Origin of the sequence: Sphaerotilus sp. (genome assembly GCF_034519685.1) — a bacterium.
Taxonomy (GTDB): Bacteria; Pseudomonadota; Gammaproteobacteria; order Burkholderiales; family Burkholderiaceae_C; genus Sphaerotilus.
Genome location: NZ_JAXHOF010000006.1, coordinates 1,198,787 through 1,224,054, shown reverse-complemented (window position 1 = coordinate 1,224,054; position 25,268 = coordinate 1,198,787). Strand labels below are relative to the sequence as shown.

Sequence of the window (25,268 nt, the reverse complement as noted above, 5' to 3'; positions counted from 1 at the left end):
CCCCACCCTCCAGCACGGTCCATCATGCGCATCCGCTTTCTCCTGGCCGCCCTCTCGCTTGCCACGCTGCAAGCCTGCGGCGGCGGCGACGACGACACCCCGGCCGCCACGACCAGCACCGCCTACAAGACGCTGTCCGGCGCGGCCCCGCTGGTCATCGGCCACCGCGGCGCCAGCGGCGAGCTGCCCGAGCACACGTTGGCCTCCTACGAGCGCGCCATCGCGCGCGGCGCCGACTTCATCGAACCGGACCTGGTGCTGACCAAGGACGGCGTGATGATAGCGCGCCACGAGCCGATGCTCGACGACACGACCGACGTGGCGGTGAAGTTCGACGCCACCCGCAAGACGACGAAGCTGGTGGACGGCGTGTCGACCACGGCCTACTTCGCGGGCGATTTCACGCTGGCCGAGATCAAGACGCTGCGCGCCAAGCAGTCGCGCGCGGGTCGCTCCACCGCGTTCGACTTCCTCTACGAGATCCCGACGCTGGCCGAGGTCATCAACCTCGCGCAGACCGAAGGCGCCAAGGCGGGCCGCACCATCGGCATCTACCCGGAAATCAAGCACTCGACCTTCCACAAGGGCGTGTTCGGCGCCAACGTGTTCGAGGACAAGCTGGTCGCGACGCTGCACCCGATCTACGGCAACGTGGCGACGGCGCCGGTGTTCATCCAGTCTTTCGAGGTCGCGAACCTGCAGTACCTGCGCACGAAGACCAAGCTCCGGCTGGTGCAGCTGATCGACGCGGATGACGTGAACGCCGACGGTTCGATGTCGCTGGTGGCGCCGTACCGGCAGCCCTACGACTTCGTGGTCGCCGGTGATCCGCGGCTGTTCTCGGACCTGCTGACCAGCGCCGGCATGGACTTCGTCAAGACCTACGCCGACGCGGTGGGGCCGTGGAAGCCGTACCTGGTGAAGACCGTCAACGACGGCGTGGACCGCACGGGGGACGGCGCGGTGACGGCGGCGGATCGCCGGGTCGATGGGAGCACTGGCGTTGTCGAACGAGCGCACAGCAAGGGCCTGCTCGTCCACACCTGGACCTTCCGCGACGACGCGGGCACCTACGGTTTCAGCGATCCGAAGGCCGAGATGCAGTACTACATGAAGCTGGGGGTGGACGGGTTGTTCACGGACTTCCCGGGGACTGGGGTGGCGGCGCTGAAGGGGCTTTAAGAGCGGCTAACAAAACCAAACACCCGTCACGTCAGATCCGAGCGATGCTGAGGGGATGAAACAGCAAGAAATCAGTGCGGAGTTGTGGGAACACATCCGCCCGCTGCTGCCAGAGCCCAAGCCCGCCAGTCCTCGCGGAGGGCGCCCCCGTATTGCCGACGAACTCGCGCTCAACGGCATCGTGTACGTCCTGCGAACGGGCATCCCATGGGAAGAGCTGCCTCAAGCGCTGGGCTGGGGCAGCGGCATGACGTGCTGGCGACGACTCCAGCAGTGGCACGAGGCGGGTGTGTGGCACGGGCTGCACATGCTGCTGCTGGAGCATCTCAGGCGCAACGACGCGCTCGACTACAGCCGCATGTGCATCGATGGCTCCAGCGTGGCCAGCCCCCGGGGGGGCCGCACACTGGGCCGAACCCGACCGACAGGGGCAAACTCGGCTCCAAGCGCCATGTGCTGACTGACGCCAACGGCACGCCGGTGATGTTCTGCGTCACGGGCGCGAACCGGCATGACTCGGTGGTGTTCGAGGAGATGATCGATGCGCTGCCAGCGATCAAGGGCAAGCCCGGCAGGCCCCGGCGCTGGCCCGACAAGCTCCATGCGGACAAGGCCTACGACTGCAAACGCTGTCGCCAGCATCTCAGGCGGCGGGGCATCCGGGTGCGCATCGCCCGCAAGGGCATCGAGAGCAAGGAGCGTCTGGGCCGTCACCGCTGGGTGGTCGAGCGCACGCATGCGTGGCTGGCGGCCTTCGGCAAGCTCCGGGTGCGCTTCGAGCGCAGCATCACCACCCATGTGGCTCTTTTGTCCCTGGCCTGTTCCATCATCTGTCTGCGGACTCTGCGCAGGTTGTGTTAGCCGCTCTAAGCGGCGCGGGCCGGCTGGGCGATGCCCGCCAGTGCCGGCCGCAACCGTGATTTCCGCCCCCACCACCGCCGATCCCGGAACACAACTTGCGCAGAGACTGCCCTCACCCCAGACATGAGAGCCGTCCAGATGAGCATCACCCTGAGCCGCACCGAGGTCGAGACCCTGCTGCCCTACATGCGCGACGTGACGCGCTGCGAGATGTCGCTGCGGGAGCTGAACCTGATGTGGAGCCTGATCGAGGCGTCGGCCAAGATGAACTGCCCGCAGGACGCGCGCACCATCCTGCCCACCATGGCCGCCACCCGCACCCAGTTCGGGCAGATGGAGCGGGATCTCGTGTCCAGTCTGGTGCTGGAAAAACTGCGCAACGCCATCGGGCAGGTCCAGACCCGTGCCCAGTACGTGATCGACATCGTCGTGCGCAACCTCTATGAGCGCACCGCCGATGTCGGCTTCCTGGCCACCGATCCGGAGCTGTGCAGCTTCGTCGCCGACCCGGTCGAGGACGAGGGCCGCACCTACCGGCGGCTGCAGGAATACCGCCACAAGTACACCGTCTACGACGAGATCCTGCTGCTCGACACCGGCGGCCACGTGCTCGCCCAGACCGACAGCGCCTCGCCCGTCGAGGCCAGCCGCGACCCGCTGGTGCCGGCAACACTGGCCAGCAGCACCTACCTCGAAACCTTCCGCGCCACCGACCTGCGCCCCGGCGCGCCCCAGGCGCTGATCTACTCGCGGCGCATGCAGCGGCCGGGCGCGGGGCAGTCGGTCGGCGTGCTGTGCATGAGCTTCAACTTCCCGCAGGAGATGCAGGGCATCTTCGCCTCCCACGGCGACCCGTCCGGGCGCAGCGTGATGCTGCTGCTCGACGCGCAGCACCGGGTCATCGCCAGCTCGGACGAAGGCTGGATGCCGCTGGGCATGACCGTGCCGGTGAACCGGGAAGGCCGCGCCGGGGCGTTCATCCACCAGGGCCGGCTCTACCTGATCGCCACCCACGCCTCGCCCGGCTACCAGGGCTACCCAGGCCCGACCGGCTGGCTCGGGCAGGTGATGATGCCGCTGGACGTCGCCTTCGACGCCTCGGGCAGCACCGGCACCGACGCCCTGCCCCCGGCGCTGCTGCAGGGCCTGCTGTCCCACGCCGGCACCTTCTGCCCGCCGCTGCACGACATCATGGTCGCCGCCCAGCGCATCCAGCGCATCGTCTGGAACGGCCAGGTGATGACGGCCGGCAGCGAGCGCGACATGTCGCAGCTGAAGACCGTGCTGGAGCAGATCAGCGAGACCGGCCACCGCAGCAGCAAGCTCTTCCGCGAGTCGATCGACGCGCTCTACCAGACCGTGCTCGGCACCGGGCTGACCCAGGCGGGCTACACGGCGCGGCTGCTGGTGGACCTGCTCGACCGCAACCTCTACGAGCGCGCCGACGACTGCCGCTGGTGGGCGCTGAACCCGCAGCTGCGCGAGGGCATGGCCGCGCCGGACGCCGCCGCCTGTGCGTCGATGGCCAAGGTGCTCGACTACATCAACAGCCTCTACACCGTCTACACGCGGCTCTACCTCTACGACGCCCAGGGCGCGATCCTCGTCAGCACCGGCACGCCGCTCCCGCCCGGCGCGCGCGTCACGCCGGACACGCTGGCGCGGGTCGTCGCGCTGACCGACACGCAGCATTACCACGTCGAAGGCTTCGGCCCGCACCCGCTCTACGCCGACGCCGCCACCTACGTCTACCACGCCGCGATCCGCCACCCGACGGACCCGAAGCGCGTGATCGGCGGCATCGGCCTGGTGTTCGACAGCGCGCCGGAGCTGCGCGCGATGCTCGACGGCGCGGTGTCGCGCAAGCCGGACACGCACGCGCTGTTCGTGTCACCGCAGGGCCGCGTGCTGGCCAGCACGCACCCCGACCACCCGGTCGGCAGCGCCTGGACCCACCCGGCACCCAACACCCAGGTCGCCCGCGGCCAGTTCGACACCCAGATCGGCGTCCACGCCGGCCAGTACGCCGTGGTCGCCACCTCGACCTCGGCCGGCTACCGCGAGTTCAAGACCTCCGACGGCCACCGTGACGATGTGCAGGCGGTGGTGATCCGCCATTTCGGTGCGGTCCATGCGCACGGCGGGGCCGCGGGAGACGCCGGCGTGCTGCTCGACGCCGCGTCGCACGGCAGCGGCCCGACGCAGGAATACGCCACCTTCCTGCTCGACGGCCAGCTGATGGCGCTGCACGCCCGCCATGTGCTCGAAGCCGTGTCGGCCAGCGACCTGCGGCGCGTCTCGATGACCCGCGGCAGCGCCTGCGTCGGCATGGTGGCGCGGCAGGCGGCGGGCGAGTCCGGCTATGTCTGGGTCCACGACCTCGCGCAGCTGCTCGGCCGCGCGCCGGTGCGGGGCGACGGGCAGGTGCTCATCCTGCGCCTCGGCGCACACACCTGCGGCCTGCTGGTGGACGAGCTGCACGCCGTCGCCGAATTCGAGGACCGCTGCGTGGTGCCCAATCCGGTGGGGCACACACACGGCGGCCACTGGATCAGCCACATCATCCGCGCCAACCAGGGGCGGGTGACGGTGCAGTTGCTGGATGGGGAGCGGGTGGTGACGCTGGTGCAGCGCTGAGATCAGGTCTCTTCGATCTCACCCTGCGCCGGCGGCACCCGCACCACCGTCACCGTGCAGTCCGCCTGCGCCACCACCTCGGACGACACGCTGCCCAGGTAGCGCCGCAGCACCGAACTCGCCCGCGCGCCCATGACGATGTGGTCGACCTGCGTGCGGCGGGCGAACTCGACGATCGCGGTGGCTGGGTCCGGCGCCTCCAGCACGTGGTAGGTCAGCAGGCCGGTGCCCAGGCCCAGGCCCTGCGCGATGGGCCGCGCCCAGTGCTTCAGGCCGACGAGGTGCTTGACATGCAGACTGTTGCCCGACTGGTCGGTCAGATCGTCCATGCCGATGCGGTTGGTCTTCATCACCGCCACACACGCCAGCCGCGCGCCCGGCTCGGTCGCGACGATGCGGCGCACCGTCTCGCGCAGCAGGTCCAGCAGCGGCTCGGTGGCGTTCTCGACGTCGACGGCGGCCAGGATGATCGGCGCCCGCTTGAGCTGGTCACCGACGGAACCACGCACCGAGGGCTCCGCGCCGAGCGCCGTGAACCAGCGCTTCCAGGTCTGCAGCTTGCTGGGCGCGCCGTCACGGGTAGCGCGGTCGGTCAGGGGCATCTGGTCCGGGTGGAGCAGGTCCTGCGCCAGGTGGGCGGCGCTGGGGTGGCGCTGGTCGGCCTTGACCTCCAGGCAGCGCAGGATGATCTCCTGCAACCAGGGTGGACAGTCCGGGCGGTGGCGGCGCGGCGCCACCGGCTGCTGATACAGCCGCTCGCGCAGGCCGCGCACGCTGTCGGGCGAGCCGAACGGCCGCTCGCCAGTCGTCAGGTGGTAGAGCATCACGCCGAGGGCGAACAGGTCCGAACGCGGCTCGCTGCGCAGGAACTGCACCTGCTCGGGCGACATGTACGGCCCCGTGCCCATCGGCAGGTTGAACTCCTCGTCGAGCAGATCCGGCAGGTGGTCATGCCGGCTCAGCCCGAAGTCGACCAGCACCGCCTCGCCCGTCGGGCGGAACAGGATGTTGCTCGGCTTCACGTCGAGGTGGATGACATGCTGGCGGTGCAGGTCGTGCAGCGCGGTGGCGACCCGGGCGCCGATGTGGGCGATCTCGTCGATCGGCAGCGGCGCGGCGTCCAGCTTCGGGCGCAGCGAGTCGCCGGCGATGTGCTCCATGACGATGTAGGGCCGGGTGGTGAAATCCCCCTTGGCGAGGAAGCGGGGCACATGCACGCCCTTGAGCATCGGCAGGATCATCATCTCGACCTCGAAGCCGACGATGGTGGCGGGATCCTCGCCGCCCTTGATGCGCGGCACCTTCATCAGCAGCGGGCCACGGTGCTCCGGGTGCGTCACGCGCCAGAGGTTGGCCATGCCGCCCTGGTGCAGCCGCTCTTCCAGCAGGAAGCCGTCGACCATCTCGCCAGCCGAGAAATTCACCATGCCACCGCTCATCTCACGTCCCCTGGTGCAGCCGATCGCCCAGTGCCCGTGGCAGTCCTGCGGCGATGATCTTGGCCGCCGTGGCGTCGTGGTCGTACGGTACGCGGTGGAAGGTGAGCGTCAGCCGCGCCAGATCAAACATGGCCCACGCGGCGGCCGGGTTGCCATCGCGCGGCTGGCCGGCCGAGCCCGGCAGCGCCAGCCACTGCCGATGCCCCGGCACCGGCACCGCCACACCCGGCACGGGCGTGAAGTTGGCGATCTTGCCGGTGCTGGAGAGGTGGTAGAGCGCGGGCTGGTGGACGTGGCCGCAGAAGGTGTGGCGCGCCTCGGTGGCCATCATGCTGCGCACGGCTTCGTTGCGGCCGAGGATGTAGTCCCACGCGGGCGGCGCATAGGCATTGGCGTGGACGAAGAGGCAGCCCAGATCCTCGCGGGTGTAGGGCAGCGCGCCGAGGAAGTCGAGCTGCGTGGACGTCAACTGCGAGCGGGTCCACTCGACGGCCCGACGTGCGTCCTCGACCAGGTAATCGCTCGGGCCACGGGCGACGGCCTCGTCGTGGTTGCCACGCACGGCGATCGCCCCCTGCGACACCAGATCGCGCACCTGCTCCACCACCCAGGCCGGATCCGCCCCGTAGCCCACGAAGTCACCGAGGAAAGCCAGCCGGTCCGCCCCGTGCAGGTGGGCCTGTTCGAGACAGACTTCGAAGGCCTCGCGGTTGGCATGGATGTCGGTGATCAGGGCGAGTTTCATGGGGCGGCTCCTGCGCCCGAGTGTAGAAGCTCGGGGGCTGTCCAGAAACCGAACGAGCGATCCCACCGAAGTCGCTTCAGCGCATCTGCAGACTTCACGTCGTCACCGTGACCCGGCAGGTTCACTTCGACGCAAAGACATTGATCGGCAGACAGGTCCAGCGCCTGCGCCTCCTCGACCAGCTCATCCAGATTCCAGGCCAGCCAGTCGCGCGGGTGGCGGGTTTGTGTGCCTTGGCCTTCGCCATACTCCGTCACCAAAGAACGCCAGCCCGCAGCAGTCTTCTCCCACCGTTTCAACCGCTTGTTGGAATCCAGCTCGGGATCCACGGTCAGCTCCACCTTGAAACTCGGCTCCCGCAGCGGGTAGGCGTCATAAAACGCCTGTGCCATCAGCTTGGGGTCGGGATGGAGGGCCGTGCTGGTGATCATCTCCAGTGGCATCGCCAGGGCCGCCGTCAGGCTGACATCGTCAAGCCGCGACAGTTCGTACTGTTCGGTGCGAAACCGCAGTCGGGCATCCACGGTGAACTCGCTGGCCAGCAACGCTGAAAGACGGTGTTTCGGATAAGCCTTTCCCCCGCTGTCCCTGGGATAGTCATCTTCCAGCCCGGGCCGAATGAACACGGGGTCGGCCCCATCCATGCATTCAGCACGCACAGCAGCGCGGTAGTTCAGGTCCAGCACCGCGATGTTCGGCTTCGACACCGGCACCAGCCGATGCCGGTTCACCCGCCCGGCGGTCTGCACGATCGACTGGCTGCTGGACGGCTCGATCACTGCCCAGTCGAAATCGTGGTCCCTGCCGATCTCCTCGACCGGCGTCGCCACCACGATGAACATCACGTCCCGCCCATCGGCCCGTCGCACCCGCTCGATCAGGTCAGGGTCACGGTGCAGGTGCTCATCCCCGGCTGATCGGTTCAGCAAGCGATCAAGGCTGGCTTCCTTCAGGTGGCGCTGGATCAGCAGTTCCTGCGAGTGGTAGCAGGCCACCTGCACGCGGACCATTGAATCCGTTTCGTCTCGCTCGGCGATGAAGCGCGCCAGATGAACCGCCGGGAGGATATTGGCGATGCGGATCAATCCGAACGACACCCGCGAAGCCGTGCCGGGGAACAGCCAAGCGTGGGCATTGTGCAAATCCCGTGCGGCTTTGCGCACCTGCTGCATCCAGGTTTCCGCACGAACCGTCTGGTCAGGCAGTGTCTTCGGGAGGCCGCTCCACCAGCGCGGTTTGGTCACGCCTACCACCGTGGCCCGCCGGGTGACAGGGCACTCGGGCGAATCCAGACGCCGCAGTCCACGATCAACGTACTGGCGATAGCGCATCGCGAATACCGTCGAGGCGTCGTCACCGCTGCCCATGTCGATCCGCTCAGGGGCCTGACCGTCGCTGATGAGCATCACAGGCAACGCCACAGCAGACCGACCCTTCATTGCCCGCCGCGCCTCTACGCCCGCCCGGTAGACACTGCACACCGCCCGTGCCACCGGCTCAGCGAGCGTGGCCGACGATGCGATCACGTTGCGCCCGCACAGTCCCGCCATGTGGATCAGCCGCAGCACGGCCACCATCGCCTTCGGGTCGTAGCTGTCGATCTCGTCCAGCACCAGATCGCTCGACAGCAGCCGCAACAAGGCGCTAACGTGGTGCTGCTGGCGATGAGGCTCCCCCGCGGCGATCAAATAATCGATCGTGGACACCAGCAACGGCGCCCCGATGAGCCGGGCTTGTGGCGGGTGCTGCTTGATCCAGTCATCCAGCCAGGGCGGCAGGTCGAAGTCACCCGGCGTGGTGTCGTGGTCCTCGACCGGCGGGTTCTCGTCGTCATCCAGACCGGACCCCTTCGAGCCTTGCCGGGCTTCATGGAGCCGCGTCACCACGGCATCGCCGATCACGACCGCCAGTTCGTCCGCCGCGACATGCAACTGGTGCTTCAGCGCATCGCCGGTCTGCAAGGTCAGCGTGCGCAGGTTCAACGCCACCGAAAAGCGCACCGGGCCTCGTGCCAGCGCACAGGCGGCCTTGGCGTTCATGCGGGTCTTGCCGGAACCCGTCCCGGCAAGGTTCAGCACCAGGACCGGCGCATCCGGCTGGCGTTCCCGCAGCTGGATCAAGGCATCCGTGGCGGTGTCCTGCCACTGGAATCGACTGCCAAGCACTGGGTTCGGCTGCAGGATGTGCTCGACCGTGTCCAGGCTGAGCCCCTGCAGATCCGGCCGCATCATCCGTGGGAGCACTTCCGCTGCGCGGTGGGCCACCTCGGTCAGGTGCCAGTCGAGCGACTGGTTCAGCACCGACCGTCCTTGCCCGCCCGACGGACGGACGGTGTTGGCGTACAGCGCCGCCCTGCGGTCCTTGCGTTCGACGCTGGACACGGTGTGGTCGGCGAACACCAGCGCAGCCCGGGCAAACAGGGCACCGGCCCACCACGCGGACGGTGACACGGACTCCGACACGGCAGACAGGCGACGCTCGGTGGCACTCATTTCCGCCAGCGTGCGGGCGTCGAGCTTTGCCTGTGGCAAAAGTGTGTCGGGCGGCAGCGGCCCGACCACTTCGCTGAAGTGCAATGAGTGATCCGGCAACGCGGCCCGGCTGCGGACAGGCCTGGAGCGTTTCGGCCCCAGCAACCCATGGTGAGAGACGATCAGGAAATCCACCGCGTCCAGCGCACTGCCGATACCCCTGCACATGAACTCAGGCACTGCCGTCATCGCCACACCGTCACGCCCGCCAAGCTCCCAGGCCGTGCGCCAGTCCATGCCCGCCCGCAACCGTCGCCGCACCTGCATCGACAGCCATTCATGCCGCACGGCGTCGCGCAGCGGTGCGGGGTGGTTCAGCTTGCGCTGGAAGCCGCAGGACGCCTTGCCGATGTCATGCGACACACCCGCCGCTGCGGCCAGCAGCGCCAGCCGCCGAACCCACACCGGCACCACCGGCTTGTGCGTCCTGCGCGTCCAGGCAACGGGCGTGGCCCCGGTCGGCTCGAACTCACCCCCTCGGCCCACCGTCCAGGCCAACCGCAACCGCGACCGGCCGACGTTGATGTAGCAACCCACACAGGCCGTTCGGCTCGCCACCCGCCGCAATGCCGCACGCAACTCGGCCAGCGCCTCGCGGGTGATCGGCGTGGACCAGCTCGATTCGCCGGTCCTCACGGCATAGCTGTCCATGAGTGACGCCACGCGCCGCCTTGATCGGCCCGTGGAACGGCTGATCACCAGAATGTGCATATCATTCCCCGTCGTTCATGTTCACCGCCCACCGCGTCAGGTGGCTGAGAAGAGTAGTCGCTGTTCGATGGAATGAATGACTCTTTCCCGCCGAGCAGGCGGTACAAGGACACTCCGCTCACAAGGCAGGGTGCTCCACTATGTTATCCAGTAGACGCTGAATGATTGAATGGTAATTTTTACATTCTCGAATCAGCAAAAATGACTACGATACCGCCACAACATGCAGGAGGACATCGTGTCTGACACCAGCCCCGCACCTGACCCATCCGACCTGACCGACGCCATCGAGGCCGGCGACGACAGCTGGAAAGTCTTCCCGCTGTCGGCCTACCTGGGCCTGATCAAGGACATGGCCCACTTCTCGGCCAAGTCGGTCAACAGCAACGCTGAAGCGGGAGGCATCCGCCTCACCGGCACCGCCGCGCTGCATCGCCCCTACCTCTCGGTGCGCACGCTGCTCGGCGCCGGGCAGACCGTCGAACTGGACTACCTGAAAAACGCCGGCACCACCGCCACGCTGACCAAGCAACTGCGGGTCGCCATGGCGGGCAAGGCACCACCCGAAGAAGGCCCGGCCCTGTGCAACGCCTACCGGCAAGCGCTGGACAAGCCCATGCAGACTGGCCTCGACCAGGTCAGTCCCCGCCTGCGTCAGATCCTGTTGCCCCGGCCAGACGCACCGAACGGCTACCTCGCCATCACCCCGTTGTCCGCCGCAGGCACGGCGTCCTTGACCACTCGTTGGGTGCGTGACCACAACGCAGCCCGCAAGGCGGGCACCAAGGACAAGGCGACCCATCGCCGCCTCCGGACCGCCACGCTCGGTTTCGGCGGCTCGAACCCGCAGAACGTCGGCTCGCTGATCCGCGACCTGCAGACGCTGATCGTCGCGGAAGGCCCGACCGAATCACCGGGCCTGCGCGCCGCACTGGCGTTGCACTACCAGGGGCCGGAACTGCGGATGCCCGCCCAGGCCGTGGCCGCGTATGCCGACTGGCGCGCCGAGGCGATGGCGGCCCATCAAGGCCGGATACCCACCGACTTGCCGCACCGGACGGCGGAGCGGGAGAAGCTCCAGGCGCTGGCCCGAGCGGTCATGGCGGGTGTCGAGAAGCAGTGCAGCGTGATGCGTCGCCATGCGGATCGACTGCCGCTGTGCGAGCAGCCGGACGGTGAGCGATCGCTGTTTGCCCCAGCGGTCCCCGCCTGGCGCAAGGGCTTGCTCGAAGCCGGTTGGCGCCAATCGGACTGGGCACGCGAGACAGGCCTGCACCTGGCCGCCGCCCTGCTCCACCACCGCAACGCCAAAGGAGAGACGCTAGGACTGGGTGACGAGGCCCGCGTTCACCTGGGCCGCCTGATCGAAGAGGTGCTGTCGTGATCATCCTGATTCCCCGGCTGGAGATCCAATCGGCCAACGCGATGGTGGGCCAGCACTTCATCGCCACCACGCCGATCATGGCCGCCTCGCTGATGGGCCATGCCCTTGGTCGCACACTCGGTCAGCAGCCCACCGCCATCGCCTGGCTGCACCACACTGCGCAGTTGCTCGGCGCCGGAGACGACGCCTATGGCCGCTTTCAGCCGCAGCAGCGGCGCGGCGCCCTCTTCATCGACGACAGCGACTATTCGAGCAAGAACAAGCATGCGCTGTCGCTGCAACCGACCGTCTCCGCGCACATGACCGCGAGCCTCGTCTGCCAGTTTGCGCAGCCGGTGCGACCGGATGACGTGGTGCGTTTCCTGCGACTGGCCCGGGTTGCCGGCGGCACGGTGCGCCAGTTCGGCGAGCTGCAGGTGTTCGACGACGAAGCCGATCTGCTCAAGGCACTGCCCGGTGGCGGTTACTGGCTGGTCGAACGGTCTGATCTGGTGGACCCGGCGCAACCGCTCGACAGCCTTCTGACGGCCTTGGCGCACCGCCCATCCTCGACCACTACCGCCATCAGCGGACTCGCCCCCGCCACAGCGCCCAACGAGACGGCGCCTGCCCCGGTCAGTGCCGCCGACCTGGACGATGACGACGACGACGATTTCAGCCCGATGGCCGACTGGTCCGAAGCGACCGACACCACCTCGGAGCCGAGCGGGTCCACGGACACGGCTCTGGCCCGCATGTCCTGGCTCGCGCCCGCTGTGCTCGGTTATGCGATGACCACGGAACCTGCGCGCCGAGCCGGTGTGCGGGGCGATCACGAACACGCGTTCGCCGAGCCGCTGATCGGTCTCGTGCAGTTTGTCTCCCAGCGCCAGCACCTCGGCCCGGTGCCCTGGTGGCGCCACGGCTGGAGCGCCATCGACGTGTTTCTCGTGACGCAGGACGAACACCTGCTGGACACCGACCTCAACCAGGCCACGCACCAAACCCGTACCCATACGGCCCGACAGACACCGATCAACCAAGGGGAATCCTGACCATGAGCGCCACCACCACCACCACCGCCAAGGCAGCCACGGCTGTCACGTTCAAGAAACTGCCCGGCGTCGTCGCCATCACACGCGGCATCGTCATCGGCGACGCCACGATGTTCAGCGAACTGGACGATGGCAGCCTCAAGCCCCTGCCCGTCATCCGCCACGGCATCCGAGGCACCCAGAACGTGGACATGGACGGCAAGGACAGCACCGCCGGCACCACCAAGCGCCGCGAGGTCAGCAACATCCAGGTCACCGACTCCGCCAAGGCGGATCCGGCCGCCGTCGCGCTGATCGTGCGCTTCGGTATCCGCTTCGCCCCCCTGGGCGACATGCCGCTGTTCGTCGCCACGGGCGAGAAGGACAGCAAGGAAGACGCCGACGCCCTGCGCGACAGCCTCGTGAACTTCATGGCCCGTGCCCGCGAGGGCGACGCGGCGGGGCTGCACGAAGTGGCCCGGCGCTATGCGCGCAACCTCGCCAACGGGCGCTGGCTGTGGCGCAACCGCATGGTGGCGTCCAGGGTGACCGTCACCGCCACCGAGGGTGAAGCCGAGCCGCTGCGCTTCGATGCGCTGGGCATTCCGCTGAACCAGTTCGACCGCTACAGCGCCGAAGAGGAGCAACTGGCCCTGGTCCTGCTGGCCGGGTTGCAAGGCAGCAGCCACAGCGGCATCGAGGTCGAGGCACGGGTCGAGATGGGCTTCAAGGGCTCGTTCGAGGTCTACCCGAGCCAGAACTACCTGGAAGAAAAAGCCAAGGGGTTTGCCCGCTCGCTGTATTGCCTCGGGGTGCCACAGCCCAAAGGCGACAGCGGCGTGCGCCAGATGGGTCAGGCGGCGCTGCGGGACCAGAAGGTGGCCAACGCGCTGCGCACCTTCGACACCTGGTACCCGAGTTTCGACGAGGTGCGCCGTCCGATCGCGATCGAGCCCAACGGCGCGAGCCTGGAGGCCCAGTCGTTCTACCGTCCGGTCAACTCCGCGTCCTCGGCCTTCCGGCTGATGGGCCGCCTCAACGAGGTCGATCCGGCCAGCCCGGACGGCATGTTCATGCTCGCCTGCCTGATCCGAGGGGGCGTGTATTCCGGGGGCAAGAGCAAATGAACCCGCGCGTCTATGTGGACCTGCGCATCCTGCCGTCCGGCGGCGATGCACGCGCCCCGGGCGTCGATCCACGGGCCACGGGACTGGTGTTCGGCATCGTGCATCGCCACCTGCGGGCGCACCCGGGCCGCTTTGCGCTGGCACTGCCGGAGGGGCGGGGTTTCATGGCGGTGCTGCGCGTGTTTGCCGAAACACGGGAGGAACTCGATGCCTTGGCCGAGGCGTTGCAGGACTCGCCGCTGGTGCGCGACTACGCTGTGGTCGGCTATCCGAAACGGGTGCCTGAAGACTTCGACGGGCCGTGGCTGCAATACCGCCGCTACCGCATCCCGACCCGGCGGGCCGACCGCAAGGAAGGTGCGCCCTGCCGCCAGCGGCGCATCGAGTTCGCCGAGGCGCAGGGGCTGCCGTACCTGCTGGTTCACAGCGCCTCGACGGAACAGAGTTTCGGGTTGCGGGTCTGTGTGCTCGACGGGACGCCGAACGCCCTGCCCTGCGAGCCGGACGGTTATGGGCTGGCCCGGAGCAGTGCGCCGTTCAGTCTGCCGGCGCTGCCCGCGTGAGGAGACGGGTCGATGAAGGCCGGATCCCAAGCCCCTCGGCCGCGCGCCGTGATGCTGTCGAAGCGGGCGAACGTGTTCTACCTCGAACATGCTCGGGTGCTGCAGAAGGATGAGCGGGTGGTCTATCTGACCGAGCGCGGGGACGAGATCGAGCGGTTCTTCAACATCCCGGAGAGGAACACGGCGTTCCTGCTGCTCGGCAAGGGCACCTCGATCACCGATGCGGCGGCACGCAAGCTCGCGGAGTCGAACGTGATCGTCGGGTTCTGCGGCTCTGGCGGTTCTCCGCTGTTCGGTGTGGTCGATGTCGCGTTCATGACGCCGCAGAGCGAATACCGGCCGACGCAGTACATGCAGGCCTGGGTGCGGGCTTGGTTTGACGAGGCGAAACGGCTCGATCTGGGGAGGCAACTGATGCGCGCTCGGGTCGAGATCATCCGCAAACGGTGGAAACGCGATGCCGAGTTGCTGCGCAAGGGGGTGGACCTGCCGGAAGTGGCGCTGGCCTCCTTCGAAACGGCGATTGCGCAAGCGACGAGCGGTCAGGATCTGCTGCTCGGCGAAGCAGCTTTCGCGAAGGCGCTGTACCGCGCGTTGGCGCAGGCATACCGACTGAGCGAGTTCACGCGAGAGGAAGGCAAAGGGGCGAAGGAAACGAAAACCGACCGCGTCAACGGCTGTCTCGACCACGGGAACTACATCGCGTATGGCTTTGCGGCGGTCACGCTGAATGGACTGGGCATCAGTTTTTCGCTGCCCCTGCTGCATGGCAAGACGCGGCGAGGGGCGCTGGTCTTCGACATCGCCGACCTCATCAAGGATGCCTATGTCATGCCGCACGCCTTCTCCTGCGGGACAGCCGGGATCGGACAGACGGAGTTCCGGCAAGGGCTGATCGAGACGCTTCAAGACGATGAAGTGCTCGACGAGATGTTCAGGATCGTGGAAACGCTTTGCGAAAAATCTCAATCCTGACAAGGACTTGGCGAGGTTTTCGTTAAACGATCATTTTTCCGCTTGAACGGCGTAAGTCGTTGATTGCTCTTTTAAAATCTGGAACTGTGTTCAGTTCACCGCCGGGTAGGCGGTTGAGAAGGTCAATGCCGACCGCAAGGCCGTGCCCTGCCGTGTTCACCGCCGGGTAGGCGGTTGAGAAGAGGCCGCGCAGCTTCACCCGATCGCTGAACTTGTTCACCGCCGGGTAGGCGGTTGAGAAGTTTTACCGGGGTCAGTCAATGATTGACCCAAAGTTCACCGCCGGGTAGGCGGTTGAGAAGTGGCGACGGCAACAGTGAGCCGGTGGTGGCGCGTTCACCGCCGGGTAGGCGGTTGAGAAGACCCTGCGAGACGCCGCCGGCTGCTCGCTCGTGTTCACCGCCGGGTAGGCGGTTGAGAAGTGCTGCGCGGCGTCGCTGCAGAGCACGGGGTCGTTCACCGCCGGGTAGGCGGTTGAGAAGTCTGGAAAGCATCCGGTCGTCTCGAATGGCGCGTTCACCGCCGGGTAGGCGGTTGAGAAGAGCTCGGGGCGTGCGCACTCGTGACGCTTCATGTTCACCGCCGGGTAGGCGGTTGAGAAGGTGGCGCGCAGATGGCGCGGCAAGTCGTCCAGGTTCACCGCCGGGTAGGCGGTTGAGAAGTGGCCGGCATCGCTCACCACTACTTCCCCCGGGTTCACCGCCGGGTAGGCGGTTGAGAAGCTGCTGGTGCTCCTGGCTGTCGTCTCGGTCTAGTTCACCGCCGGGTAGGCGGTTGAGAAGTTGGCGATGAACTTGACCGCGTAGACCGAGACGTTCACCGCCGGGTAGGCGGTTGAGAAGGTAGCCGAACAAGTTGTCTTGGCGCCCGAAGCGTTCACCGCCGGGTAGGCGGTTGAGAAGATGACAGCGCCGAGGATGCCCACGAAGAGCGCGTTCACCGCCGGGTAGGCGGTTGAGAAGTGCTTCCCGCGCTGCCAGTCCTGGCCGGCATCGTTCACCGCCGGGTAGGCGGTTGAGAAGACTGAGTTCTGCCCCGCCAGCCGCTGCTCGCGGTTCACCGCCGGGTAGGCGGTTGAGAAGAGTGTTCAAGACCCGGACCCCATGCTTCGATCGTTCACCGCCGGGTAGGCGGTTGAGAAGACGTTGGTGCGCTGGAGCAAGGAGAACGACATGTTCACCGCCGGGTAGGCGGTTGAGAAGAGAAGCGTGGGCAAACGGTGTGCGACACAGGGGTTCACCGCCGGGTAGGCGGTTGAGAAGGCGGCCAGCACGCCCGACCTGTTCGCGGCTGCGTTCACCGCCGGGTAGGCGGTTGAGAAGAGGAGCACGCCGAGACGGTGCAATAACGTCACGTTCACCGCCGGGTAGGCGGTTGAGAAGGAGCTGGCCGCCGAAGCGGACGTGTGCGACCAGTTCACCGCCGGGTAGGCGGTTGAGAAGTTGGGCTTGTCGAGCGTGACCGGGGCGCCTGCGTTCACCGCCGGGTAGGCGGTTGAGAAGCCATCCATTGCAGCCCACTGCACCACAAGGCCGTTCACCGCCGGGTAGGCGGTTGAGAAGAGCTTCTCAAGGTTGCGCGCCGCGCGCGAGCCGTTCACCGCCGGGTAGGCGGTTGAGAAGTCACGCGACTTGAGCAAGCAGTCGAACATGTCGTTCACCGCCGGGTAGGCGGTTGAGAAGATGACCCGCACCGATCGAGTCCCCGGGCCGCTGTTCACCGCCGGGTAGGCGGTTGAGAAGCTCAGGGCTGATGAGGGCGCCACGGATTGAAGGTTCACCGCCGGGTAGGCGGTTGAGAAGTCTATGACGACGCGCGGCGCATTGCCGGGTCGGTTCACCGCCGGGTAGGCGGTTGAGAAGACACGACACGCAAGCGCGCCACCCTGCAGCGTGTTCACCGCCGGGTAGGCGGTTGAGAAGGAGTACGCCCCCAGCATCAAGTCCAGCTCGGCGTTCACCGCCGGGTAGGCGGTTGAGAAGTGGACGACGCCAGCATCGAAGCGAGACAGATCGTTCACCGCAGGGTAGGCGGTTGAGAAGAGATGCGAGAAGCCGTGAAATCGTTGCGCGATGTTCACCGCCGGGTAGGCGGTTGAGAAGAGCAGCGCAGTGAGCATCTGGGCGCCGATCTGGTTCACCGCCGGGTAGACGGTTGAGAAGGATGACACCGCCCGCATTCTTTTCGCGCAAGCGTTCACCGCCGGGTAGGCGGTTGAGAAGGAGGAGACCCGCCGATGAAACTCGCCCTGATCGTTCACCGCCGGGTAGGCGGTTGAGAAGATCGAAGTGGATGACGTGTTCGAGCAGATCGTGTTCACCGCCGGGTAGGCGGTTGAGAAGTGCACGGGGTTGAAATCGGCCCAGGCCGAAGCGTTCACCGCCGGGTAGGCGGTTGAGAAGACATCTCGACGCCGATGTACCAGGTTCCTGCTGTTCACCGCCGGGTAGGCGGTTGAGAAGTTCAGGACGGGCCGGAGGATCTTGGTCCAAAAGTTCACCGCCGGGTAGGCGGTTGAGAAGTCGTCCGGCCAGCGGTTGCGGGGGATGGCCATGTTCACCGCCGGGTAGGCGGTTGAGAAGAAGACGCGCATGTACGAAACCGTGGTCGCTGAGTTCACCGCCGGGTAGGCGGTTGAGAAGTCGTGCCAGCGCCCCTTGCTGTACCGATACATGTTCACCGCCGGGTAGGCGGTTGAGAAGACCCCGAGGCCATCTGCATGGCTCAGCGACTGGTTCACCGCCGGGTAGGCGGTTGAGAAAATTCACAGGCATCGGCTCGCCGACCTCGCAGCGCTCACCACACCGGACAGGCGATCAAGAAAACAGTACCCCGAGGCCATCTGCATGGCTCAGCGACTGAGGCAGCCGTCCGCCGTTTCACCTGCTGCGCCGTTGAAGCGGAACCCACCGCGGTTCGCTGGCGTTCCAGATACCGAATAGCGGGAATCTTTCAGGTCAGCTGCTGGTCAGGCCAGCGTCAGATGGGCACACTGGCCCCCCACCCACCCAAGAGGTCCGAATGAGCCGAGACATTGCCGATTCCTCCCGCCGACGCATCCTGGCCACCGCAGCGCTGGCCCCGCTGCTGCCGGCCCTGGGTGCGCTGGGCGGCTGCGCTTCGGCTCCGCTGTCGCCGATCCAGGCGAAGGAAACCACCGATCCGGCCGCGCTGGCACTGTTCAACGACTGCGCTGCCGCGCACGGCCTGAACGCCTGGCGCCGTGTGAAAGACCTCAACGTCGGCTACCGCGGCGAGTGGGGCGTGCTGGCCAACCGTGTCCAGCCGGAGCGCACCGACATCCGCTTCCGCAGCAACCTGCAGGAGCGCCTGCTGCCCGCGGAAGGACTGATCGCCCAGGCCCACACCGGCCCCGCAGGTCAGAAGCAGGTGCTGCGGCGACTGGGCCAGGGCGTGACCACGGGCAGCGTGGAGGTCTGGTACAACGGCCGCCCGACCACGGACGAGCCGCTGCGCCAGACCTCGGCGATGGTGGCCGACACCCAGAGGCTGTGCCTGCTCGGCCCGCTGGCCCTGGTCGACCGGCCGCAGGTGATGAAGCTGGCCGGGCTGGAGCAGGTCGGCGACCACGCCTGCGAGCGGCTGATGGTGCGGATGGTGCCCGGGCTGGGTCTTTCGCCGGTGGAGCAACTGGTGCTGTGCATCGACCGGCGCACCCGGCTGATGCGCCGCGTGCGCTTCACGATGGACGGGGCGGCGGTCACCCGCGGCGCGATGGTCGAGGTGGATGTGTCGGAGTTCCAGAACTTCCAGGGCATCGAGTGGCCGACGCGCTTCGAGGAACGCATGCGCCGGCCCGTCCCGCGGCTGCCGATGCACGACTGGCAGCTGACCGGGCTGGACCTGAACCGCGGCTGGTCTGCGGCCGACATCGGTGGCACGCAGTTCGCCGGTCTGGCCCAGGGTGCTGCCCGCCCATTGCCTGGCAGCCCCACGCTGACGGGCTGACCGAGCCATCCGCCCGGTCCGGCCGGGGCGATTCACCTCGTATCCAAGGCGGATTGCGGCAGACCGAAGACCTTGTCGAACGCCCAGGTGTAGCCGACGGCATAGAGGAAGAAGAAGGCCAGCAGGCCCAGATTGGCCAGGAACGCGGCGAGAAAGGTGATGTCGAGCCAGAAGGCCATCACGGGAACCAGCAGAACGGTGAGCCCGCCTTCAAACCCTGTCCCATGCGCCAGGCGGCGGGCGAAGTTTCTGCCCTTGACCACTTGCCTTGACTCCCAGCGCTCGAACAACACGTTGAAGACGTAGTTCCAGCAGAGCGCGATGGTGGAAAGCGCGACGGCCAGCAGGAACGTGGAACCCGCGGGCTTGCCAAACGCCCATCCCAGAACCGGACCGACGAACGCGATGGCGCACACCTCGTACAAGACCGCCTGGAGCACACGCCGGGTGGTGGGGGACATGTTGATGTGGACGCCGCAGGGTATCAGCCGATCCGCCCGATCAGCAGGTACTCCATCAGCGCCTTCTGGACGTGCATCCGGTTCTCCGCCTCGTCCCAGACGACCGACTGCGGCCCGTCGATGACGTCGGCCGCCACCTCCTCGCCGCGGTGCGCGGGCAGGCAGTGCATGAACAGCGCGTCCGGGCGGGCCAGCGCCATCATCTCGCTGTCCACGCACCAGTCGGCAAACGCCGTCTTGCGCGCCTCGTTCTCGGCCTCGTAGCCCATGCTGGTCCACACGTCGGTGGTGACCAGATCGGCGCCCTGGCAAGCCTCGCGCGGGTTGTCGAAGACTTTGTAGCAGTCGGTCGAGCGGATGCCGGCCACTTTCGGGTCGACCTCGTAGCCGCCCGGCGTGCTCACATGGACCGTGAAGCCCAGGATCTCCGCCGCCTGCAGCCAGGTGTTGGCCATGTTGTTGCCGTCGCCGACCCAAGCCACGACCTTGCCCTTCAGGCTGTTCATGTCGTAGCCCTCGGCGCCCACCGGCGCGCGGTGTTCGAGGTAGGTGAACAGGTCGGCCAGGATCTGGCACGGGTGGAACTCGTTGGTCAGGCCGTTGATGACCGGCACGCGCGAATACGCGGCGAAGGCCTCGATCTTGGTCTGCTCGAAGGTGCGGATCATCACCAGATCGACCATGCGGCTGATGACACGGGCCGAGTCCTCGATCGGCTCGCTGCGGCCGAGCTGGCTGCCGTCGGTGGTCAGGTGGACGACCGAGCCGCCCATCTGGTACATGCCGGCCTCGAAGCTCACGCGGGTGCGGGTGCTGGCCTTCTCGAAGATCATGGCCAGCGTGCGGTCGGCAAGCGGCTGGTAGCGCTCGTAGTTCTTGAAGCGGCGCTTGATGGTGCGCGCGCGCTCGAACAGGTAGCTGTATTCCTCGGCCCGCAGATCCTTGAACTGGAGATAGTGCTTCATGAGACTCATGCCTGGTTTCATGGGAGGAAAAGGCCGCATCACGCGGCGGCGAGGAAAGTCTTGATGATCGGACAGAGGATGGCGACGATCTCGTCGGCCTCGGCGGTGGTGAGGATCAGCGGCGGCACGAGGCGCACCACGCGGTCGGCCGTAACGCTCAGCAGCAGGCCCGCGTTCATGGCCAGCGTCAGGATCTCGCCGCAGGGACGGTCCAGCTCGATGCCGATCATCAGCCCGTAGCCGCGCACCTCGGTGACACCGGCCACGCCTTCGAGTTCGCGCAGCAGGCTGGCCTTCAGGTGGGCGCCGACCGTGGCGGCGTTCTCCATCAGGCCCTCTTCTTCCATGATCCGCAGCGTCTCGACCCCGGCGCGCATCGACAGCGGGTTGCCGCCGAAGGTGGTGCCGTGGTTGCCCGGCTGGAAGATCTTCGCGGCGCGCGGCCCGCAGACCACCGCGCCGATCGGCACGCCCGAGCCGAGGCCCTTGGCCAGCGGCATCACGTCCGGCTGGATGCCGGCCCACTGGTGCGCGAACCACTTGCCCGTGCGCCCGATGCCGCACTGCACCTCGTCGAGCATCAGCAGCAGGTCACGCGCGTCGCACAGCGCGCGCAGGCTCTGCAGGTAGTCCCAGCGCGCCGGGTTGATGCCGCCCTCGCCCTGGATGGTTTCGAGGAACACGGCGACCACATTCGGGTTGTCGCGCACGGCGGCTTCCACGGCGGCCAGGTCGTTCATCGGCACGCGGATGAAGCCCTCGACCAGCGGGCCGAAACCAGCCTGGACCTTGGGGTTGCCGGTGGCCGACAGCGTGGCGATCGAGCGGCCGTGGAAGGCTTTTTCGTAGACGATGATCTCCGGGCGCTCGATGCCCTTGTCATGGCCGAACTTGCGCGCGAGCTTCAGCGCGGCTTCGTTGGCCTCCAGGCCGGTGCTGCAGAAGAAGGCGTTGGTCAGGCCCGACAGCGCGACCAGCCTGGCCGCGAGCGCTTCCTGGCCGGGCACGTGGTAGTAGTTGGAGCAGTGGATGAGGGTGGCGACCTGCTCCTGCAGCGCGGCAACGAACTTCGGGTGCGCGTGGCCGAGCGTGTTCACGGCGATGCCGCCCAGGCCGTCGAGGTATTCGCGCCCGGCGGTGTCCCAGACTCGGCAGCCTCGGCCATGCGACAGCGCGATCGGCAGGCGGCCGTAGGTGGTCATCACATGGGGTTCGGCGATCGAGGCGGGGGCAGCGGACATCGGTTGGGTTCTCCGGCAAAGCGGGGGTGAAAAAAACAAAGGCGCCGTCAAGGAGTCGGCGCCTGGGTGATTGTAGGGAATGCGGTTGACAGCCGATCGACAGTGCCAGCGGCGATACTCGGCGCGCGCCGACTGTCTCGCCCTGCCACAGGGCTGCTGCGGTGCAGCACAATACGGGTTTACGTGGCAACCGCGCGAGCTTGTCACAGCAAGGCAGCAGGCAGCAGCACGTGACGACGAACACTCCCAAACCACGCGAAGTCTTCATCCAGGGCATCACCAGCGACGGCCGCACCTTCCGGCCCAGCGACTGGGCCGAGCGGCTGGCCGGTGCCATGTCGTGTTTCCGTCCGGGCGGCCAGACGGGCGGCCTGGGCGGGGCGATCGGCTATTCGCCCTACTGCATCCCCACGTCGCTGGGCAGCGCCAAATGCGTCGTCGTCAACGAGGCGCTGAAGGATCTGGAGCCGATGGCCTGGGAATTCGTGATGAACTTCGCCCGCGACAACGACCTGCAGGTGATCGAGGCCTGTCTGCTGCCCGATCCGCCGCCGCGCAAGGCCTGATCGCGCAACTGCGCTTTTTCGGCGGTTTTTCCGCTCAAGTTCGGCCGATCGGCGTCAAACGCCGCGCCGCATGATGGCCGGGTGAACCACCACCCCGCCCGCCCCAGCCCCCTGATCCAGCGCCGCCGGGTCCACGCCTTCAGCGGTTTCGACCCGCGTGGCGCGGCCCACGACCACCAGCTCGCCCAGACCGAAGCCCGCCGCCCCCAGCCCAGTGGCGCCCGGCTGGAGATCGGGCCCCGGACACGGATCGGCGCCCACCTGCACGGCTGGGCCGTCCTGTGCAACCCCGCCGACGCCGGTATCGCCCCCGTCCACACCAGCCATGTGCGCATGGGCTGGGACGATCTGGTGCGGGCGCACTGGCGCCACAGCCCCGGGGAGTGGCTGCAGGCGCTGGGCCGGGTCTACGCGGCCTTGCTGCGCGAGGTCGGCCCCTGGCGGCTGTACCGCCTGCACCCGCCGGCCCTGCTGACCGCCGTGTGGCCGCTGCTGGGCGGCCCGGGCGGCACCTGGCTGCTGCGCATCTACGATTTCCTGTGGAAGCTCGGACGGGCCCAGGTGCCCACCCTGGAGCAGCGCCGCGCCGAGTGGGTCGAGCAGATCATCACCAGCCAGCAGGCCGACCCGGTGGACGAGGTCGTGCTGGCGGGGCACAGCGTGGGCGCGCTGCTGGCGGTGTCCACGGCGCAGGCGCTGCTGTCCGACGCCCGCTGGCAGGCGCTGCAGGGCGATCGCCGCACGTCGCTGGTGACGCTGGGCGCGTGCTACGCCGGGCTGACGCTGCGCGAAGGCGCGGGCGCCGAGCGGTTCCGGCAGGCGGTGGCCGCGCTGTGCCGCAGTCCCTCGCTGGCGTGGCTGGATGTGACGGCCCGCATCGACCCGATGTGCGTCGACCAGGCGCATCCGCTGGCAGGCACCGCCGAGGCGCCGGTGGACGCCGTGCTGCCAGTGCGGCGCTCGGCACGTTTTTTCCAGATGTACAGCCCAGAGCGCTGGCAGGCCATCCGCCGCGACAAGCAGCGCACCCACAGCCTGTACCTCATGACCCCCGACCACGTCGGCAACTTCGATCTCCACGATCTGCTCTACGGGCCACGCCCCTTCGAGCGGCATCTGGATCCACCGCGCCCACTGGCCCCTGCACCATGAACCCCACGCCCTTCTGCCCTGCTTACCCGACCCCGAGGCGACACAAGGCCTCCGGCCTGCTGATGTTCTTCAGCGCCCGCCGTTCATGGCTGGACGCGCTGTACGAGCGCAGCTACCGCATGCAGATGGGCGAGGTCCACCTGCCGGGACTGGACCTCTACATGGTCAACGAGCCGGCGCTGGTGCGGCAGGTGCTGCAGAACGCGGACGGCAACTTCCCCAAGAGCGCGCTGCTCGGCGAGGCGCTGCAGCCACTGCTCGGCGACAGCATCTTCACCACCAACGGCGCGCAGTGGCAGCGCCAGCGCGAGATGATGGACCCGGCGTTTGCGCAGGCGCGGCTGAACGTGGCTTTCCCCGTGATGCGCGAGGCGACCGACGCGATGCTGGCGCGGCTGGCGGCGCTGCCGGATGGCGCGGAGCACGACCTCGAAGTCGAGATGACCCATGTCACCGCCGACATCATCTTCCGCACGATCTTTTCCAGCCCGATGACCGGGCCGGACGCCCACCGCGTCTTCGACGCCTTCTCGCGCTTCCAGGCGCTGGTGCCACGGCTGATGCTGCCGTCGCTGTACGGCAAGCGCTGGCTGCGCTGGCCGTGGGATGCGTGGCGCAGCCGCCGGGCGGCGCGCGAGATCCGCGGGCTGCTGGAGACGCTGGTGCGCCCGCGCTACGAGGCCCACCGCGCCGGCTGCCCGGCGACGCGGCAGGACATCCTCGCGTCCTTCCTCGATGCGCGCGACCCGGACAGCGGCGAGCCGTTTTCGTTCGATGCCTTGGTCGATCAGGTGGCGATGCTGTTCCTGGCCGGCCATGAAACCTCGGCCAGCGCACTGACCTGGGCCACCCACCTGCTGGCGCGGGCGCCGGACGTGCAGGCGCGGGTCCACGCCGAAGTGACGGCGCAACTCGGTGCGCGCCCGCCTGAACTCGGCGACATGAAGGCGCTGCCCCTGACGCGCAACGTGTTCCGCGAGACGCTGCGGCTGTTCCCGCCGGTCGGGTTCATGGCGCGCCAGACCACCCACGGCTGCCCGATGCGCAAGAAGCAGGTGCCCGCGGGCGCCACCGTGGTCGTGGCCCCCTGGCTGATCCACCGCCACCGCGACCTGTGGCCCGAGCCGGACGCCTTCAACCCGGACCGCTACGACAGCGACGCTTCGCGCGAGGCACTGAAACAGGCCTACCTGCCCTTCGGCATGGGGCCGCGGGTGTGCATGGGCGCAGCCTTCGCGCTGCAGGAAGCCACGCTGATCCTGGCCCAGCTGGTGCGGCACCACCGGCTGGAGGCGGTGCCGGGCCATGTGCCGCAACCCGTCGGGCGGCTCACGATCCGCTCGGCCAATGGCGTGCGGCTGCGGCTGTTCCAGCGCAAAGACCCGGTGGAGGCCGGGGCGTGAAGGAGCGGCTGGCGGGGTTTGCGCTGATGTGTGCCGTGGTGCCGATGGCGCTGGCAGGTTATCTGCTGCTGGTGTGGGTCGGCCTGTTCGGGCCGAACGCACGCGGGCGGGCCGGCGTGCGGGCGCTGGACCATTTTGTCAACGCCACGGTGTTCAACGGCCACGCCTGGGAGTCCATCTCGTCGCACGCCTGGCGCGAGCGCGATCAGCGCTGGGCGCAGGTGGTGATCCGCGTGACCGACCACTTCCAGAAGGACCACTGCCAGCGCGCCAACAAGCGCGAGCAGCCGGTGGTGGACCTGGTGCTGAAGTCGCGGCTGGACCGGCAGACGATCCAATGAGC

The 25,268-nt window shown here is 67.7% G+C and carries 19 protein-coding genes and 1 CRISPR repeat array; of the genes, 13 read left to right on the top strand and 6 right to left on the bottom strand.

The genetic code is table 11. The features are described from left to right. The first annotated feature begins 24 nt into the window (after nt 1-24). The 3 genes from U5O44_RS16720 to U5O44_RS16710 all read left to right on the top strand — a co-directional run bounded on the left by U5O44_RS16720 (nt 25) and on the right by U5O44_RS16710 (nt 4,680). Complete coding sequence (locus tag U5O44_RS16720) at nt 25-1,182, top strand: glycerophosphodiester phosphodiesterase (RefSeq protein WP_322589539.1); 1,158 nt, start codon at nt 25-27, stop codon at nt 1,180-1,182. 55 nt (nt 1,183-1,237) lie between these two features. Next, nucleotides 1,238-2,043 (top strand): IS5 family transposase gene (locus U5O44_RS16715; RefSeq protein ID WP_322587122.1). Its coding sequence is split into 2 segments (ribosomal slippage): nt 1,238-1,568 and nt 1,568-2,043, totalling 807 coding nucleotides; the frame shifts between segments, so codons are not numbered across the junction. Nucleotides 2,044-2,181: 138 nt separating this feature from the next. Then, nucleotides 2,182-4,680, top strand: coding sequence for a chemotaxis protein CheW (locus U5O44_RS16710; RefSeq protein WP_322589538.1), 2,499 nt, complete (start codon nt 2,182-2,184; stop codon nt 4,678-4,680). A 2-nt stretch (nt 4,681-4,682) separates the two neighbouring features. Here U5O44_RS16710 and U5O44_RS16705 read toward each other — a convergent pair whose 3' ends face one another. The 3 genes from U5O44_RS16705 to cas3f are packed head-to-tail and all read right to left on the bottom strand — an operon-like array spanning nt 4,683 to nt 10,106. After that, a complete protein-coding gene (locus U5O44_RS16705; protein ID WP_322589537.1) occupies nt 4,683-6,107 on the bottom strand; it encodes a serine/threonine protein kinase in 1,425 nt (474 codons plus the stop codon). A 13-nt stretch (nt 6,108-6,120) separates the two neighbouring features. After that, the gene (locus U5O44_RS16700; protein WP_322589536.1) at nt 6,121-6,864 is read right to left on the bottom strand and encodes a metallophosphoesterase family protein; all 744 of its coding nucleotides are present in this window, start codon (nt 6,862-6,864) and stop codon (nt 6,121-6,123) included. After that, on the bottom strand, nt 6,861-10,106 hold the full coding sequence (cas3f, locus tag U5O44_RS16695; RefSeq protein WP_322589535.1) for a type I-F CRISPR-associated helicase Cas3f: 3,246 nt from the start codon (nt 10,104-10,106) through the stop codon (nt 6,861-6,863). Before cas3f ends, U5O44_RS16700 begins: the two co-directional genes overlap by 4 nt. Nucleotides 10,107-10,344: 238 nt before the next feature. Between cas3f and U5O44_RS16690 the strand changes: the two genes are divergently transcribed. The 6 genes from U5O44_RS16690 (at nt 10,345) to U5O44_RS16665 (ending at nt 19,137) form a co-directional block, all read left to right on the top strand. Next, on the top strand, nt 10,345-11,490 hold the full coding sequence (locus tag U5O44_RS16690; RefSeq protein ID WP_322589534.1) for a hypothetical protein: 1,146 nt from the start codon (nt 10,345-10,347) through the stop codon (nt 11,488-11,490). Further along, on the top strand, nt 11,487-12,524 hold the full coding sequence (locus U5O44_RS16685; protein WP_322589533.1) for a type I-F CRISPR-associated protein Csy2: 1,038 nt from the start codon (nt 11,487-11,489) through the stop codon (nt 12,522-12,524). Before U5O44_RS16690 ends, U5O44_RS16685 begins: the two co-directional genes overlap by 4 nt. A 2-nt stretch (nt 12,525-12,526) precedes the next feature. After that, nucleotides 12,527-13,630 carry a type I-F CRISPR-associated protein Csy3 gene (gene csy3, locus U5O44_RS16680; RefSeq protein ID WP_322589532.1) on the top strand — a complete coding sequence of 368 codons (1,104 nt, stop codon included), beginning with the start codon at nt 12,527-12,529 and terminating at the stop codon, nt 13,628-13,630. Continuing rightward, entirely contained in the window at nt 13,627-14,193 is a 567-nt protein-coding gene (locus U5O44_RS16675; protein WP_322589531.1) for a type I-F CRISPR-associated endoribonuclease Cas6/Csy4, read from the top strand. Before csy3 ends, U5O44_RS16675 begins: the two co-directional genes overlap by 4 nt. Before the next feature lie 12 nt (nt 14,194-14,205). Continuing rightward, entirely contained in the window at nt 14,206-15,168 is a 963-nt protein-coding gene (gene cas1f, locus U5O44_RS16670; RefSeq protein WP_322589530.1) for a type I-F CRISPR-associated endonuclease Cas1f, read from the top strand. A 93-nt stretch (nt 15,169-15,261) separates the two neighbouring features. Then, nucleotides 15,262-17,930: a CRISPR direct-repeat array (repeat unit 28 nt; unit sequence GTTCACCGCCGGGTAGGCGGTTGAGAAG). Between the two features lie 259 nt (nt 17,931-18,189). Further along, nucleotides 18,190-19,137 (top strand): hypothetical protein, encoded by a 948-nt coding sequence (locus U5O44_RS16665; protein ID WP_322589529.1) that lies wholly within the window; start codon nt 18,190-18,192, stop codon nt 19,135-19,137. Between the two features lie 32 nt (nt 19,138-19,169). Here the strand turns inward: U5O44_RS16665 and U5O44_RS16660 are convergent, their stop codons facing one another. Genes U5O44_RS16660 through U5O44_RS16650 form a run of 3 tightly spaced genes read right to left on the bottom strand, consistent with a single transcriptional unit; the run spans nt 19,170 to nt 21,804 of the window. Beyond that, nucleotides 19,170-19,598, bottom strand: coding sequence for a PACE efflux transporter (locus tag U5O44_RS16660; protein ID WP_322589528.1), 429 nt, complete (start codon nt 19,596-19,598; stop codon nt 19,170-19,172). Between the two features lie 23 nt (nt 19,599-19,621). After that, nucleotides 19,622-20,584: an ornithine carbamoyltransferase gene (gene argF / locus U5O44_RS16655; protein WP_322589527.1), complete on the bottom strand. Its 963-nt coding sequence runs from the start codon at nt 20,582-20,584 to the stop codon at nt 19,622-19,624. Between the two features lie 17 nt (nt 20,585-20,601). After that, complete coding sequence (locus U5O44_RS16650) at nt 20,602-21,804, bottom strand: aspartate aminotransferase family protein (RefSeq protein WP_322589526.1); 1,203 nt, start codon at nt 21,802-21,804, stop codon at nt 20,602-20,604. A gap of 230 nt (nt 21,805-22,034) precedes the next feature. On the opposite strand from U5O44_RS16650, the gene U5O44_RS16645 reads away from it, so the two are divergent. The 4 genes from U5O44_RS16645 to U5O44_RS16630 all read left to right on the top strand — a co-directional run bounded on the left by U5O44_RS16645 (nt 22,035) and on the right by U5O44_RS16630 (nt 25,266). Next, nucleotides 22,035-22,370, top strand: coding sequence for a DUF3579 domain-containing protein (locus U5O44_RS16645; protein ID WP_322589525.1), 336 nt, complete (start codon nt 22,035-22,037; stop codon nt 22,368-22,370). 81 nt (nt 22,371-22,451) lie between these two features. After that, nucleotides 22,452-23,522, top strand: a complete 1,071-nt coding sequence (locus tag U5O44_RS16640) for a hypothetical protein (protein WP_322589524.1) — start codon at nt 22,452-22,454, stop codon at nt 23,520-23,522. Next, nucleotides 23,519-24,925, top strand: a complete 1,407-nt coding sequence (locus U5O44_RS16635; RefSeq protein ID WP_322589523.1) for a cytochrome P450 — start codon at nt 23,519-23,521, stop codon at nt 24,923-24,925. The genes U5O44_RS16640 and U5O44_RS16635 overlap by 4 nt, the downstream gene beginning before the upstream one ends. Next, nucleotides 24,922-25,266: a hypothetical protein gene (locus U5O44_RS16630; protein ID WP_322589522.1), complete on the top strand. Its 345-nt coding sequence runs from the start codon at nt 24,922-24,924 to the stop codon at nt 25,264-25,266. Before U5O44_RS16635 ends, U5O44_RS16630 begins: the two co-directional genes overlap by 4 nt. The last annotated feature ends 2 nt before the right edge of the window (nt 25,267-25,268 follow it).